Source organism: Flavobacterium sp. N502540, assembly GCF_025947365.1.
Taxonomy (GTDB): Bacteria; Bacteroidota; Bacteroidia; order Flavobacteriales; family Flavobacteriaceae; genus Flavobacterium.
The window spans coordinates 5,027,192-5,045,330 of sequence record NZ_CP110012.1; the positions used below are offsets into that span (position 1 = coordinate 5,027,192).

The 18,139-nt window shown below is 39.7% G+C and carries 6 protein-coding genes; 4 read left to right on the forward strand and 2 right to left on the reverse strand.

What is annotated here, in order from left to right; all coding sequences use genetic code 11:
* Positions 1-150 precede the first annotated feature (150 nt).
* From OLM58_RS21020 to OLM58_RS21035, 4 genes are all read left to right on the forward strand, one after another.
* Positions 151-12,084: a PKD-like domain-containing protein gene (locus tag OLM58_RS21020; protein ID WP_264530504.1), complete on the forward strand. Its 11,934-nt coding sequence runs from the start codon at positions 151-153 to the stop codon at positions 12,082-12,084.
* 143 nt (positions 12,085-12,227) lie between these two features.
* Positions 12,228-13,145 (forward strand): type IX secretion system membrane protein PorP/SprF, encoded by a 918-nt coding sequence (locus OLM58_RS21025; RefSeq protein ID WP_264530505.1) that lies wholly within the window; start codon positions 12,228-12,230, stop codon positions 13,143-13,145.
* An 11-nt stretch (positions 13,146-13,156) separates the two neighbouring features.
* Positions 13,157-15,091, forward strand: a complete 1,935-nt coding sequence (locus OLM58_RS21030; RefSeq protein WP_264530506.1) for an OmpA family protein — start codon at positions 13,157-13,159, stop codon at positions 15,089-15,091.
* 81 nt (positions 15,092-15,172) lie between these two features.
* Positions 15,173-15,643: a hypothetical protein gene (locus tag OLM58_RS21035; RefSeq protein WP_264530507.1), complete on the forward strand. Its 471-nt coding sequence runs from the start codon at positions 15,173-15,175 to the stop codon at positions 15,641-15,643.
* 124 nt (positions 15,644-15,767) lie between these two features.
* Here OLM58_RS21035 and OLM58_RS21040 read toward each other — a convergent pair whose 3' ends face one another.
* A complete protein-coding gene (locus tag OLM58_RS21040; protein ID WP_264530508.1) occupies positions 15,768-15,938 on the reverse strand; it encodes a hypothetical protein in 171 nt (56 codons plus the stop codon).
* A gap of 255 nt (positions 15,939-16,193) precedes the next feature.
* Entirely contained in the window at positions 16,194-18,134 is a 1,941-nt protein-coding gene (locus tag OLM58_RS21045) for an alpha/beta hydrolase (RefSeq protein ID WP_264530509.1), read from the reverse strand.
* Positions 18,135-18,139: the final 5 nt, after the last annotated feature.

Consider the following 18,139-nt stretch of genomic DNA (forward strand, 5'->3'; position numbering starts at 1 on the left):
TACAGTCATTCACAAACCAATCCGAGGGTTAGCTTAGGTGAATCAATAGTTTTTAAATATTCAGATTGTCTAGCAATAGACTAAAATCTCAATTTTTCTTATTTAAATTTTAACAAGAAATAAGTTACTAGTTATTTAAATAATAAGATTATGAAAAAAATTACTTTAATTCCATTTCTGGCTTTTTTATTATTAATGCTTTCTACAATATTTGCTTATTCCCAAAATACCAATGTTACATTCGATAATACTAATGCTTCATTAACCACGACTCCAGCTTGTTCTCTTTCACAATGTAATGCTCAGGATGTTACTTTTGGGAGTGTTTATCTAGGTGATAACGTTGGAAATGTAGCCACTTTAGCCTATGTTTCAAATCCTGTAAACGGTTTGTACATATGGGTAACTATTGCCTCCAATAGTTCTAAATACGACTTGATGTTTCAATTTGACTATTTAGTTGGCGGAGTTCGAAAAAATTTCGATAACACTAATTTTGTTGGTGCCGTAACAGACCGATTAACGATTAAAATTAGAGGAAGCATAATTACGGCAGGGTCCAAATACCGAATGGCCCAAATTACAAACTATACTGCAGGCCAATCCCTTGAGTTAAAAAACATTTACTTAGGATGGGAAACAAGCGGACAGGCTATTACGCCTTCACAAAGTCTTTCACTGATTACTTGTAATCCTCCTAAATGCAGTAGTGCATATTCTAGTGGGATAATTATAAAAACACCTCTTTTTGCCGATTTTTCTATTACTAAAAGCTGTGACGGAGGTTCTTTTCAAAAGGTAGTTTACGCCAGTACTTCAACAGGAGTTGAACCAAACACTAATTATAGCTGGTCATTTCCAGGTGCTGCGACAATTTCTCCGGTTAGTTTAACAACAATAGGTCCATATACTGTGACTTATTCTTCTGCTGGTCCATTTTCTGCTAGTTTAACAGTATCTGACCCCACAAATCAGGTTATACCAAATACTAAAACAGTTAACAATATTACTGTAACTGCATGTTGTACGACACCGATAATAACTGCAATGACTTCTACTATATGCAGCGGAAGCACTTTTACCGCTACTCCGGCCAATGGAACCAACGGAACAGTTCCGGCTGGTACTACTTATAGCTGGGCAGCACCAAGTGTAATTGGAATTACAGGAACTGCAGCGGGAAGCAATGCTGCTAACATCAGCGGAACCTTAACCAATACAACCAATGCGCCGATAAATGTGGTTTACACCGTTACCCCAACATCAGGAACCTGTACAGGAAGTACTTTTACAGTGACGGTCACAGTAAATCCGAAACCTGCTTTGAACAATATAACGGCAACCAGTATATGCAGTGGTGACACTTTTACCACCACTCCGGCCAATGGAACCAACGGAACGGTTCCGGCTGGTACTACTTATAGCTGGGCAGCTCCAAGCGTAATTGGAATTACAGGAACCGCAGCGGGAAGCAATGCTGCTAACATCAGCGGAACCTTAACCAATACAACCAATGCGCCGATAAATGTGGTTTACACCGTTACCCCAACATCAGGAACTTGTACAGGAAGTACTTTTACAGTGACCGTTACGGTAAATCCGAAACCTGCTCTGAACAATATAACGGCAACCAGTATATGCAGTGGTGACACTTTTACCACCACTCCGGCCAATGGAACCAACGGAACAGTTCCGGCTGGTACTACTTATAGCTGGGCAGCTCCGAGCGTAATTGGAATTACAGGAACCGCAGCGGGAAGCAATGCTGCTAACATCAGCGGAACCTTAACCAATACAACCAATGCGCCGATAAATGTGGTTTACACCGTTACCCCGACATCAGGAACCTGTACAGGAAGTACCTTTACAGTGACAGTTACGGTAAATCCGAAACCTGCTCTAAACAATATAACGGCAACCAGTATATGCAGTGGTGACACTTTTACCACTACTCCGGCCAATGGAACCAACGGAACAGTTCCGACTGGCACTACTTATAGCTGGGCAGCGCCAAGCGTAATTGGAATTACAGGAACCGCGGCGGGAAGCAATGCTGCTAACATCAGCGGAACCTTAACCAATACAACCAATGCGCCGATAAATGTGGTTTACACCGTTACCCCGACATCAGGAACCTGTACAGGAAGTACTTTTACAGTGACCGTTACGGTAAATCCAAAACCTGCTCTGAACAATATTACGGCAACCAGTATATGCAGTGGTGACACTTTTACCACTACTCCAGCCAATGGAACCAACGGAACAGTTCCAACTGGCACTACTTATAGCTGGGCAGCTCCAAGCGTAATTGGAATTACAGGAACCGCAGCGGGAAGTAATGCTGCAAACATCAGCGGAACCTTAACCAATACAACCAATGCGCCGATAAATGTGGTTTACACCGTTACCCCAACATCAGGAACCTGTACAGGAAGTACTTTTACAGTGACCGTTACGGTAAATCCGAAACCTGCTTTGAACAATATTACGGCAACCAGTATATGCAGTGGTGACACTTTTACCACTACTCCAGCCAATGGAACCAACGGAACAGTTCCAACTGGCACTACTTATAGCTGGGCAGCTCCAAGCGTAATTGGAATTACAGGAACCGCAGCGGGAAGTAATGCTGCAAACATCAGCGGAACCTTAACCAATACAACCAATGCGCCGATAAATGTGGTCTATACTGTAACTCCAACATCAGGAACCTGTACAGGAAGTACTTTTACAGTGACTGTCACAGTAAATCCGAAACCTGCTCTAAACAATATAACGGCAACCAGTATATGCAGTGGAGGTAATTTTACAGTTACACCAGCCAATGGAATCAACGGAACAGTTCCGACTGGTACTACTTATAGCTGGGCAGCTCCAAGTGTAATTGGAATTTCAGGAACCGCGGCAGGAAGTAATGCTGCAAACATCAGCGGAACCTTAACCAATACAACCAATGCGCCGATAAATGTGGTTTACACCGTTACCCCAACATCAGGAACCTGTACAGGAAGCACCTTTACAGTAACAGTTACGGTGAATCCTTTACCAGTATGTTTGATTACCGGATCTGATGGTCCACTTTGTCCATCGTCAACAGCTAATAGTTATTCAGCACCTGCAGGTATGAGCAATTACACCTGGTCAATTTCAGGAAATGCTACTATTAGTGGTAATCTTTCGGGACAAACCGTTTTAGTAAATACTGGTGCTACTTGTAGTGCGCCATTTACATTAACTGTGGTAATCAGAGACATTAATGGTTGTGAATCAACATGCACCAAAATAATTAATGTTCAAGATATCACTGCTCCAACATGGACTACAGCTCCAGCTGCATTGGATGTGACTTTGCAATGTAGTGATACTGCTGGTTTGACAACTGCGCAGGCCAATGCTCCAATAGCTACTGATAATTGTGGAGGAACGGTGAGTTACACCAAAGTTTCAGGGGCTTTTGTTGCAGGAAACTGCATAAACTCCGGAACGTATACCAATACCTGGACGGCTACGGATGTTTGTACCAATGTATCGACTGTGTTTACTCAAACCATTACAATTCAAGACACTACCGCACCAACATGGACTACAGCTCCAGCCGCATTGGATGTGACTTTGCAATGTAGTGATACTGCTGGTTTGACAACTGCTCAGGCTAATGCTCCAATAGCTACTGATAATTGTGGAGGAACGGTGAGTTATACTAAAGTTTCAGGGGCTTTCGTTGCCGGAAACTGCATAAACTCCGGAACTTATACCAATACCTGGACGGCTACGGATGTTTGTACCAATGTATCGACTGTGTTTACTCAAACCATTACAATTCAAGATACTACCGCACCAACATGGACTACGGCTCCGGCCGCATTGGATGTGACTTTGCAATGTAGTGATACTGCCGGTTTGACAACTGCTCAGGCCAATGCTCCAATAGCTACTGATAATTGTGGAGGAACGGTGAGTTATACCAAAGTTTCAGGGGCTTTTGTTGCTGGAAACTGCATAAACTCCGGAACGTATACCAATACCTGGACGGCTACGGATGTTTGTACCAATGTATCGACTGTGTTTACTCAAACCATTACGATACAAGACACTACCGCACCAACATGGACTACAGCTCCAGCTGCATTGGATGTGACTTTGCAATGTAGTGATACTGCCGGTTTGACAACTGCTCAGGCCAATGCTCCAATAGCTACTGATAATTGTGGAGGAACCGTAAGTTACACCAAAGTTTCAGGGGCTTTTGTTGCCGGAAACTGCATAAACTCCGGAACGTATACCAATACCTGGACGGCTACGGATGTTTGTACCAATGTATCGACTGTGTTTACTCAAACCATTACGATACAAGACACTACCGCGCCAACATGGACTACAGCTCCAGCTGCATTGGATGTGACTTTGCAATGTAGTGATACTGCCGGTTTGACAACTGCGCAGGCCAATGCTCCAATAGCTACTGATAATTGTGGAGGAACGGTGACTTATACTAAAGTTTCTGGGGCTTTCGTTGCCGGAAACTGTGTGAACTCCGGAACTTATACCAATACCTGGACGGCTACGGATGTTTGTACCAATGTATCGACTGTGTTTACTCAAACCATTACGATACAGGATACTACCGCGCCAACATGGACAACTGCTCCAGCCGCATTGGATGTGACTTTGCAATGTAGTGATACCGCTGGTTTGACAACTGCACAGGCCAATGCTCCAATAGCTACTGATAATTGTGGAGGAACGGTAAGTTATACCAAAGTTTCAGGGGCTTTTGTTGCTGGAAACTGCATAAACTCCGGAACGTATACCAATACCTGGACGGCTACAGATGTTTGTACAAATGTATCGACTGTGTTTACTCAAACCATTACAATTCAAGACACTACAGCACCAACATGGACTACGGCTCCAGCTGCATTGGATGTGACTTTGCAATGTAGTGATACTGCCGGTTTGACAACTGCACAAGCCAATGCTCCAATAGCTACTGATAATTGTGGAGGAACGGTAAGTTATACTAAAGTTTCAGGGGCTTTCGTTGCCGGAAACTGCATAAACTCCGGAACGTATACCAATACCTGGACGGCTACGGATGTTTGTACCAATGTATCGACTGTGTTTACTCAAACCATTACAATTCAAGACACTACCGCTCCAACATGGACTACGACTCCAGCCGCATTGGATGTAACTTTAGAATGTAGTGATACTGCAGGTTTGATAACTGCACAGGCCAATGCTCCAATAGCTACTGATAATTGTGGAGGAACGGTGACTTATACCAAAACATCAGGTGCTTTCGTTGCAGGAAACTGCATAAACTCCGGAACTTATACCAATACCTGGACCGCTACGGATGTTTGTACCAATGTATCGACTGTGTTTACTCAAACCATTACGATACAAGACACTACAGCGCCAACATGGACAACTGCTCCGGCAGCATTGGATGTGACTTTGCAATGTAGCGATACTGCCGGTTTGACAACTGCGCAGGCCAATGCACCAGTAGCTACCGATAATTGTGGAGGAACAGTTACCTATACCAAAGTAAGCGGTCAATTTCAAGGAGGGAATTGTGGAAGTACAGGAACTTATACCAATACCTGGACTGCAAATGATGTTTGTAACAACACTTCAACAGTCTTTACTCAGATAATTACTGTTCAGGATACTGCTATTCCAACCTGGATTACACAAGCAGGAACATTAGATACTACATTACAATGTAGTGATGCAGCAGGATTAACAGCTGCACAAAATCAAGCACCTATTGCTACCGCAAATTGTTCAACCGTCACTTACACCAAAACGAGCGGTCAGTTTGTGGCTTCGGCATCTTGTAGCAATGCCGGTACCTATACTAATACTTGGGTTGCCGTAGATAATTGTGGTAATACTTCCGGTACTTTTACACAAGTAATCACTATTGAAGACACTACCGCTCCAACATGGACGACTGCTCCAGCTGCATTAGATGTGACTCTGGAATGTAGTGATACTGCAGGTTTGACAACTGCACAGTCCAATGCTCCAATAGCTACTGATAATTGTGGAGGAACGGTGACTTATACCAAAACATCAGGTGCTTTTGTTGCAGGAAACTGCATAAACTCCGGAACTTATACCAATACCTGGACGGCTACGGATGTTTGTACCAATGTATCGACTGTGTTTACTCAAACCATTACAATTCAAGACACCACCGCGCCAACATGGACTACAGCTCCAGCCGCATTGGATGTGACTTTGCAATGTAGTGATACTGCTGGTTTGACAACTGCTCAGGCCAATGCTCCAATAGCTACTGATAATTGTGGAGGAACGGTGACTTATACCAAAGTTTCAGGGGCTTTCGTTGTAGGAAACTGCATAAACTCCGGAACGTATACCAATACTTGGACGGCTACGGATGTTTGTACCAATGTATCGACTGTGTTTACTCAAACCATTACAATTCAAGACACTACCGCTCCAACATGGACTACGGCTCCAGCCGCATTGGATGTAACTTTAGAATGTAGTGATACTGCCGGTTTGACAACCGCACAGGCCAATGCTCCAATAGCTACTGACAATTGTGGAGGAACGGTTACCTATACCAAAGTTTCCGGGGCTTTCGTTGCTGGAAACTGCATAAACTCCGGAACTTATACCAATACCTGGACGGCTACAGATGTTTGTACCAATGTATCGACTGTGTTTACTCAAACCATTACGATACAAGATACTACAGCGCCAACATGGACAACTGCTCCAGCCGCATTGGATGTGACTTTGCAATGTAGTGATACTGCTGGTTTAACAACTGCACAGGCCAATGCTCCAATAGCTACTGATAATTGTGGAGGAACAATTACCTATACCAAAGTAAGCGGTCAATTTCAAGGAGGAAATTGTGGAAGTACAGGAACTTATACCAATACCTGGACTGCAAATGATGTTTGTAACAACACCTCAACAGTCTTTACTCAGGTAATTACTGTTCAGGATACTGCTATTCCAACCTGGATTACACAAGCAGGAACATTAGATACTACATTACAATGTAGTGATGCTGCTGGATTAACAGCTGCGCAAAATCAGGCACCTACTGCTACCGCAAATTGTTCAACCGTCACTTACACCAAAACGAGCGGTCAGTTTGTAGCTTCAGTGTCTTGCAGCAATGCCGGTACCTATACTAATACTTGGGTTGCCATAGATAATTGTGGTAATACTTCCGGTACTTTTACACAAGTAATCACTATCGAAGATACTACCGCACCAACATGGACAACTGCTCCGGCCGCATTGGATGTGACTTTAGAATGTAGTGATACCGCTGGTTTGACAACTGCACAGGCCAATACTCCAATAGCTACTGATAATTGTGGAGGAACGGTTACCTATACCAAAGTTTCAGGGGCTTTTGTTGCAGGAAACTGCATAAACTCCGGAACGTATACCAATACCTGGACGGCTACCGATGTTTGTACCAATGTATCGACTGTGTTTACTCAAACCATTACAATTCAAGACACTACCGCTCCAACATGGACTACGGCTCCAGCCGCATTGGATGTAACTTTAGAATGTAGTGATACTGCCGGTTTGACAACCGCACAGGCCAATGCTCCAATAGCTACTGACAATTGTGGAGGAACGGTTACCTATACCAAAGTTTCCGGGGCTTTCGTTGCTGGAAACTGCATAAACTCCGGAACTTATACCAATACCTGGACGGCTACAGATGTTTGTACCAATGTATCGACTGTGTTTACTCAAACCATTACGATACAAGATACTACAGCGCCAACATGGACAACTGCTCCAGCCGCATTGGATGTGACTTTGCAATGTAGTGATACTGCTGGTTTAACAACTGCACAGGCCAATGCTCCAATAGCTACTGATAATTGTGGAGGAACAATTACCTATACCAAAGTAAGCGGTCAATTTCAAGGAGGAAATTGTGGAAGTACAGGAACTTATACCAATACCTGGACTGCAAATGATGTTTGTAACAACACCTCAACAGTCTTTACTCAGGTAATTACTGTTCAGGATACTGCTATTCCAACCTGGATTACACAAGCAGGAACATTAGATACTACATTACAATGTAGTGATGCTGCTGGATTAACAGCTGCGCAAAATCAGGCACCTACTGCTACCGCAAATTGTTCAACCGTCACTTACACCAAAACGAGCGGTCAGTTTGTAGCTTCAGTGTCTTGCAGCAATGCCGGTACCTATACTAATACTTGGGTTGCCATAGATAATTGTGGTAATACTTCCGGTACTTTTACACAAGTAATCACTATCGAAGATACTACCGCACCAACATGGACAACTGCTCCGGCCGCATTGGATGTGACTTTAGAATGTAGTGATACCGCTGGTTTGACAACTGCACAGGCCAATACTCCAATAGCTACTGATAATTGTGGAGGAACGGTTACCTATACCAAAGTTTCAGGGGCTTTTGTTGCAGGAAACTGCATAAACTCCGGAACGTATACCAATACCTGGACGGCTACCGATGTTTGTACCAATGTATCGACTGTGTTTACTCAAACCATTACAATTCAAGACACTACCGCGCCAACATGGACTACGGCTCCAGCTGCATTGGATGTGACTTTGCAATGTAATGATACTGCCGGTTTGACAACTGCTCAGGCCAATGCTCCAATAGCTACTGATAATTGTGGAGGAACGGTGACTTATATCAAAGTTTCAGGTGCTTTTGTTGCCGGAAACTGCATAAACTCCGGAACGTATACCAATACCTGGACGGCTACAGATGTTTGTACCAATGTATCGACTGTGTTTACTCAAACCATTACGATTCAAGACACTACCGCGCCAACATGGACAACTGCTCCAGCTGCATTGGATGTGACTTTGCAATGTAGTGATACTGCCGGTTTGACAACTGCTCAGGCCAATGCTCCAATAGCTACTGATAATTGTGGAGGAACCGTTACCTATACCAAAGTAAGCGGTCAATTTCAAGGAGGAAATTGTGGAAGTACAGGAACTTATACCAATACCTGGACTGCAAATGATGTTTGTAACAACACCTCAACAGTCTTTACTCAGGTAATTACTGTTCAGGATACTGCTATTCCAACCTGGATTACACAAGCAGGAACATTAGATACTACATTACAATGTAGTGATGCTGCTGGATTAACAGCTGCGCAAAATCAAGCACCTATTGCTACCGCAAATTGTTCAACCGTCACTTACACCAAAACAAGCGGTCAGTTTGTAGCTTCAGTGTCTTGCAGCAATGCCGGTACCTATACTAATACTTGGGTTGCCGTAGATAATTGTGGTAATACTTCCGGTACTTTTACACAAGTAATCACTATCGAAGATACCACGAAACCAACCTGGACTACTCTACCGGGAAGCTTGAATAAAACCATTCAATGTAGTGATGCGGCAGGTTTAGCTACTGCGCAAGCCAGTGCACCTGTAGCAACCGATAATTGTGATAACGATGTGACCAATATCATTAAAACCAGTGGCCAGTTTGTAGCTTCTCAATCTTGTGGAAACTCCGGAACCTACACCAATACCTGGACCGTTAAGGATAATTGTGGCAATACTTCCGATACTTTTACACAAGTAATCACTATCGAAGACACCACCAAACCTACCTGGACTACTCTAACGGGAAGTTTAGATATTACGATCCAATGTAGTGATGCGGCAGGTTTAATTGCCGCTCAAGCCAATGCGCCTGTAGCAACCGATAATTGTGATAGCGATGTGACCAATATCGTTAAAACCAGTGGTCAGTTTGTAGCTTCTACATCATGTGGAAACTCCGGAACCTACACCAATACCTGGACCGTTAAGGATAATTGTGGCAATACTTCTGATACTTTTACACAAGTAATCACTATCGAAGATACCACCAAACCAACCTGGACTACTCTAACGGGAAGTTTAGATATTACGATCCAATGTAGTGATGCGGCAGGTTTAATTGCTGCTCAAGCCAATGCGCCTGTAGCAACCGATAATTGTGATAGCGATGTGACCAATATCGTTAAAACCAGTGGTCAGTTTGTAGCTTCTACATCATGTGGAAACTCCGGAACCTATACCAATACCTGGACCGTTAAGGATAATTGTGGTAATACTTCTGATACTTTTACACAAGTAATCACTATCGAAGATACCACCAAACCTACCTGGACTACTCTAGCGGGAAGTTTGAATAAAACCATTCAATGTAGTGATACCGAAGGGCTGACAACTGCGCAAGCCAGTGCGCCTGTAGCAACCGATAATTGTGATAGCGATGTGACCAATATCGTTAAAACCAGTGGTCAGTTTGTAGCTTCTACATCATGTGGAAACTCCGGAACCTACACCAATACCTGGACCGTTAAGGATAATTGTGGTAATACTTCTGATACTTTTACACAAGTAATCACTATCGAAGACACCACCAAACCTACCTGGACTACTCTAGCGGGAAGTTTGAATAAAACCATTCAATGTAGTGATGCGGCAGGTTTAATTGCTGCTCAAGCCAGTGCGCCTGTAGCAACCGATAATTGTGATAACGATGTGACCAATATCGTTAAAACCAGTGGCCAGTTTGTAGCTTCTCAGTCTTGTGGAAACTCCGGAACCTATACCAATACCTGGACCGTTAAGGATAATTGTGGCAATACTTCCGATACTTTTACACAGGTAATCACTATCGAAGACACCACCAAACCTACCTGGACCACTCTGGCCGGAAGTTTGAATAAAACCATTCAATGTAGTGATACCGAAGGGCTGACAACTGCGCAAGCCAGTGCGCCTGTAGCAACCGATAATTGTGATAGCGATGTGACGATCGAGAAAACTACAGGACAGTTTGTACCCTCTGCTACTTGTGCAAATGCCGGAACCTATACAAACAGTTGGGTAGCAAAAGACAATTGCAACAATATTACAGATACCTTCATTCAAGTGATTACGATCGAAGATACCAGCAAACCAGTCTTTAATGGAGTTCTTCCTGCGAATATTACAGTATCATGTGATAAAGTGCCTGCACCGGCTAATATAACAGCATCAGACAATTGTAATGCTAATGTGCCGGTAGTTTATACTGAAACAAAAAACAGTATTGAAAATGAATGCAGCACAAATTATACACTGACCCGTACCTGGACCAGCAGCGATTGTAGCGGTAATACAACTTCCTACACACAGCTAATTACTGTTAAGGATACTACTCCGCCAACAGGAACAATCCCGGCAGATGTTACTTTACAAAACATAGCAGATATTCCTGTTGCCAATACGGGAGCCGTAACCAATACTGCCGATAATTGCAGCCAAACTGTAACGGTAACCGTAAGTGATTCTAATAATGGAGGCACTGGTTGTGGAAACAGTCCTTATATCTTAACAAGAACATACACTTTATCCGATTGTGCCGGCAATAAAACAATACTCGTACAAACCATAACAGTTGTACATGAAATTGTTACAACAGCTCCTTTTGCAATTGAAGCCTGTAATGCCGATACTTCAACGGTTAATTTGTTAGGTCCGTTGCCTAGAAATACTTCTACAACCGGTACCTGGATTGATACCAATAATACCGGTGCATTAAATGGCAGTGTTGTAACTACTTTTGGCCTTCCGACTGGTAACTATTCATTTGAATATCAAATAAAAGACGAAGCGTGTCCAAGAAGTTTAGTGGTAAACCTTACGGTTAATGATGATTGCAAAGTTTTGGCCTGCGGAACTATACTGGTCCATAACGCATTCTCTCCTAATAACGACGGTATAAACGACCGATTTGTTATCGACCATATCGAAGACACTGCTTGTTATCCTGACAATAGTGTCGAAATATACAACCGTTGGGGAGTATTAGTATTCGATACTAAAAACTACAACAATACCACCAATGCTTTTGATGGCATTTCGAGAGGAAGAACAACAGTAAGTCAATCAGATGGTCTTCCAACGGGAACTTATTTTTACATTCTTAATTACACCTCCGTAGATGGAAATGGTGCAATACAAATGAACAAAAAAGACGGATACTTATATCTTTCCAGATAAGCAGATGCCATCCTGATTGCATAATTCATCAGTGATCAGGATGGTTTTCAATTGAAAAACTCATGTAATAGATTTCTGAATTCATTTAGCTTATTTTTTTAAGATTCAAAAGGCAATAACAATATTAAAATAATTTACCTACTATGAAAACAAAATTACTTTCTTTCGTCCTGGTATTTACTGCTATAGTAAGTTATGCACAGCAAGATGCGCAGTTTACACAATATATGTACAATACCATAAATATCAATCCGGCATATGCGGGCTCACGAGGAGCATTGAGCATTTTCGGATTATATCGTACGCAATGGGTTGGACTTGACGGAGCACCGAAAACCAGTACCTTTTCTGTAAATACTCCAATAAACAATAGCAATTTGGGAGTTGGAGTTTCGCTGGTCAATGACAAGATTGGGCCTACAAATGAAAATACTTTTTCTGCAGATCTTTCTTATACCATACAAACCTCAGCAGATTTTAAACTTTCATTCGGGATTAAAGGTTCTGCTAATTTTTTTAATCTCGATGTTACTAAATTAAATCCGGAAAGCCAGGGTGATCCACAGTTTCAGGACTTGAACAATAAATTCTCTCCCAATGTAGGAGCCGGAGTCTATTGGCATTCCGATAAGGCTTACATTGGTTTATCAGTACCTAATTTTATCGAAACCAATCGGTATGATGATAATGATTATGCCATTTACAAAGACAGAATCAATTATTATTTAATAGCCGGTTATGTGTTTGATCTTGATAAACTTCAATACATCAAATTCAAACCTGCTTTACTCACCAAAATGGTTCAGGGAGCTCCGCTTCAGGTAGATGTTTCTGCCAACTTTATGTTTATGGATAAACTTGTGGTAGGTGTTGCCTACAGATGGAGTGCCTCGCTTAGTGCTATGGCCGGGTTTCAAATTAGTGATGGTCTGTACATAGGATATGGTTACGACCGTGAAACCACTAAATTAAACAATTACAATTCAGGTTCGCATGAAATCTTCCTGCGCTATGAATTCTTCAGAAAAAATAGTAAAATGACAACTCCTCGTTTCTTCTAAAATTTTTTATCATGAAAAAATATATACTCCTTTGCACCACCGTAGTAAGTGTTTTTTTATCTAACAGTTTTGCGCAACAGGGTAAAATTGTTTCCGGAGACAAAAAGTACGATAACTATGCCTATATCGATGCAATTAAAACGTATCAGAGAGTAGCCGATAAAGGTTACAAATCAGAAGATCTCTTTAAGAAGTTAGGAAATTCCTTTTACTTCAATTCCGAATTCGAAAAAGCAGCAAAATGGTATGGCGAGTTATTTGCTCAGAATACTGAAGTTGAACCTGAATATTACTATCGATATGCACAATCATTAAAATCAACCGGAGATACAGCCAAAGCCAATCAAATGATGGATTTATTCCGACAAAAGTCAAAAAACGACAGCAGAGCCAAACTATATGAAACAGACAAAAATTATCTCGATAAAATAAAAGCCAATTCAGGGCGCTATACCATCGAAAATGCAGGAATAAACAGTAAATACTCCGATTATGGAACAGCTTTCTATCAACACAAAATTATATTCGCCTCAGCCAGAGATACCGGCAATTTCAGTCAAAGAATTCATAAATGGACCGGTGAGCATTTTACCAATTTATATCAATCCGATATCGATGAGAATTTTAATCCTAATGCTCCCAAAAAATTCAAATCCAAAATAAACACTAAATTCCATGAGTCGACTCCTGTTTTTACAAAAGATGGAAAAACTGTTTATTTTACGAGAAACAATTACATAAATGGTAAAAAAGGAAAAAATGAAAGCAAAATTACTTTAGTAAAAATATACAAAGCTACATTTGAAAACGACGAATGGACCAATATAACAGAACTGCCTTTTGACAGTAATAACTACAGCACGGCACATCCTGCTTTAAGTCCCGACGAAAAAACACTTTATTTTGCATCGGATATGCCAGGATCAATAGGACAATCTGATCTCTACAAAGTAAGTATTAACGATAATGGAGAATTCGGCACTCCTGAGAATTTGGGCCCAGGTGTTAACACCGAAGGAAAAGAAAGCTTTCCCTATATAAACGATCAAAATGAAATTTACTTTGCGTCAGACGGACATCCGGGACTGGGAGGTTTGGACGTTTTTGTTGGAAAATTAAGCAATACCGGCGTAAGTAATGTTCAAAATCTTGGAGCCGATATCAATTCTCCTAAAGATGATTTTGCTTACATAATCGATACCAAATCGAAAAAAGGCTTTTTTAGTTCAAATAAAGATGGCGGAAAGGGTTCCGATGATATTTATCAATTTTTGGAAAGAATTCCACTAACCTGTGTTCAGGAACTATACGGAACTATAACTGACCTGGCTACGGGAGAAGTCTTACCACAAACCAAACTAAGTTTATATTCCGACAGCAATAAAGTAATCGCAACGGTCAACTCTGATTCAAACGGAAACTACACTTTTCCGGTAGAATGTGGGGCAACCTACTTTCTGAGAGCTGAAAAAGAGAAGTATTATACAAAAGAAGAAAGTATAACGATCTCAAATAAAAATGGAAGAACAAACTTATCAATAGCATTGGAAAAATCGGATTGTCTGGTAACCATAGGTGATGATTTAGGTAAATGTTTTGGCATTAAAATGATTTATTTTGATCTGGATAAATCAAACATTCGCACAGAAGCAGCTTTAGACTTAGAAAAAATACTTGACGTACTAAACCAGTATCCTAATATGAAATTAGACATTCGCTCACATACCGACAGTCGGGCAACATTTAAATACAATGAGGCCCTATCCGACAGAAGAGCCAAATCTACCATACAATGGCTGATCAAAAATGGTATAGCACCACAGCGATTAACAGGTAAAGGATACGGAGAAACTGAACTGGTAAACAAATGTTCGGATGGAGTGCCTTGTACCGAAGAAGAGCATCAAATGAACAGACGTAGTGAATTTATTATCACGGCTTTATAATAAAAACATACCAATCAATTAATTTTAGGTTCGATTTTTGTTTTACTTTAGATTCTTATTAATTTAAAAACATTTAAAATCATGAAATCACTAAAATACTTCTTTATTGCAATGACATTCATTGCTGTAAGCTCTTTACAGGCACAGGTATCTGTTAATGTAAATATTGGAACACCTCCGGCATGGGGTCCGGCGGGTTATACAGATGTCCGTTACTATTATTTACCGGATCTCGAGATGTACTACGATATCAATGCATCCAATTATATTTACATAAGTAATGGAAAATGGATCAGAGCTAGAAATCTGCCAAGAAACTACAGAAATTATGACCTTTATAATGAATATAAAGTGGTACTAACCGATTACAGAGGCAATTCTCCATATGACAATTATAAAACTCACAAAGTAAAATATGGTAAAGGTTACATCGGTAAACCACAAAAAACAATTGGTCAAAAACCAGGGAAAGGGAACAACAAAGAATATAAAGATAATGGGCACGGAAATGGCAATGGACATGGTAAAGGGCATGGACATGGCAAACACTAAAAAGTAAAAAAGAAAGGGGGTACTTGGCAAGTACTCCCTTTCTTTATATCATAAATCATTTTCTCTTTTAAACTTCAGCTAAAAAAAAATCCAGATTAACCAAAAGTAGTTTTATTCAAAACTTCTAATTTTTTTTCTGCTGTCCGGGAGCATAAGCTTTTGCGCTCTTGCTTCCTGACATTTTTTTTGCTTGTCCGGGAGGAATTTTTCCGGAATTAGATGAAGAAGTATGAACCGTATGGACACTACAGCTTATGACAGTTGATGCTAATATAATTACAAATAAATATCTCATTTTTCTAACAGTTTTCAAAGTTTTTTTCAAAGTTACATCTTTTGCAATTACTGAATGAAAACCTGTTTATGATAGGTATAATTTAGAATCCTTAAAAATATTATCTAGCTTACTTTTATCATTCCTTTTAATTTATATGCTTAAATCTACCGTTGAGTCTAATGCCTTTTTTACTACAAAAAGTTGCGACTGTCAACTTTCTGTTTTATCAAAAGAAATTATATTTTTTTGATAAAACAGAATTATATAGCTCATCTAAAACAAAAATCCCCAGTATTGAAAATAGACATTGATTAAGATAAAAGAGAATAAAATTGTCACGATAATAGTTCTATCTGAAATGAACTTATTTCTCAATATAAAATAAATTGCAGAAATAACTGTAAACAGAATAAAAATCCATTGAAAAACAAATAAATAATTAAACTTATTAGGTAATCCAAAAACAAGAATATAAAAATTGTTTTGAGCAGTTGTATTAATTGCTACAATAAGCCCAATAACTACAATAAGTCCTATAATTGATGTACATAAAATTAAAAATTTCATGAATTTGTTTTGATTAAGGTCTTTCTTTACTTTAATCAAATTATAACAAAAACTAAAAAATGAGATAATCATGATTATAAAAGCTATAAAAATTGGCGCAAAAAAGAGGACATTAAAATTCGTTACACTATTAGCTAAATTTGACACACCCTCACTAATTTCTACATCGGTTACAAAATGAACCTTCTTATCTGATTCTAAATATCTTACATCGGGTTTCTGCTGTGGTTTTTCTATAAAATCATTAACAATTTTATATCCTAGTTTTGAAAAACTCGGTGCATGACCTGAAAGAGGAAAGTTAACCAAGAACCCATTTTTAAATTTATTTACAGTCAATTTTCCGTATGCTGGAGGGGTAATTGGATCAAATTCTCCCGAAAACACTAAAACCGGCACTTTTAAAGTGGCTAGCCTTGAAAGGTCATTTATTTGAGCAGGGATACTTACATTATCTATATTCCATTTATCACATACAAGAAAATCAGATTTATAGAAAGACAATCCCCCTCTTAATTTATCATACTGAAAAGCATCTTTATTAAATTTTTCAATAGAATTAAAAGGAAAAGCTTCATTGCAGGTTACACAATAAAAGGCACCATAATCTAAGCTTAAAGCACCGGAAAATGCAGCTACAAGTGAGCTTAAAGCCATCTTATCTTCCTTATTGAATTGTTTAATTAATAAAGGAATCACCTCTATTAATTTCTTTTGATACAATGATTGCTGTATACATACTTTAAAATCTTCTACATTATAGGTAAATGATCCACTTGCAATAATTTTTTTATCGACTTTAACCGTAATTGGTCTTTTACTTATCTTCTCTATCGTTTTATAATAGGTACTTTCCAAATTAGGAAACTCTTTGTTACAATCAGGATTGTTCTTGCATTCTGCAAAAACCTTTTCTAGACTACTCATGAATTTAGAAGTACTAGTATTATAATATGAATTTGCAATATCGGGAATAGACGAATCTAATATGATAGATTTAATATCTCCCGGAAAGTCGTTACTGTATACCTGAGCAATGTATGTTCCGTATGAAGTTCCGTAAATATTCCAGTTTTTATACTTTAATGCTTCTTTTAAAGCATGAAAATCTTTTGCAATTGATTTACTATTATAGGCCCCCAGATCAATTTTTCTACTTATTAAATCCTCTTTACAATCGATAGCAGCTGCTACTTTTTGCTGTTCATCTTCTACACTACTCTGATTTTTTGATAATATTTCTAAAAATACTTTCCCTAAATCCGGACAAAACTTTGGCAGAGAATTCCCGGTACCTCTTACGTCTACTAAAATAATATCATTTTTTTCTCTCAGAGGATGGCTCAACCAACTCCAGATTCCTTCAATTCCTCCAGCTCCCGGACCTCCTTCTATATACAAAACTGAATTTGAATCGTTATTTTTTGAAATACTCTTTAAAACTGCAATTGCAATTTTAATTTGTTTCCTATTTGGCTTATCCCAATTTTCAGGAACATTAAGATAAAACCAATCTATATTTTCTTTTTTTATACTTTCATCTTCGGGAAAAAAGGAAGATGTTTTCTCTAATCTAACGCTATTACTCTGAGAAAATAATTGGGTTGTACATAAACATAATACCAATAGTACAATAAGCTTTTTCATTTTAT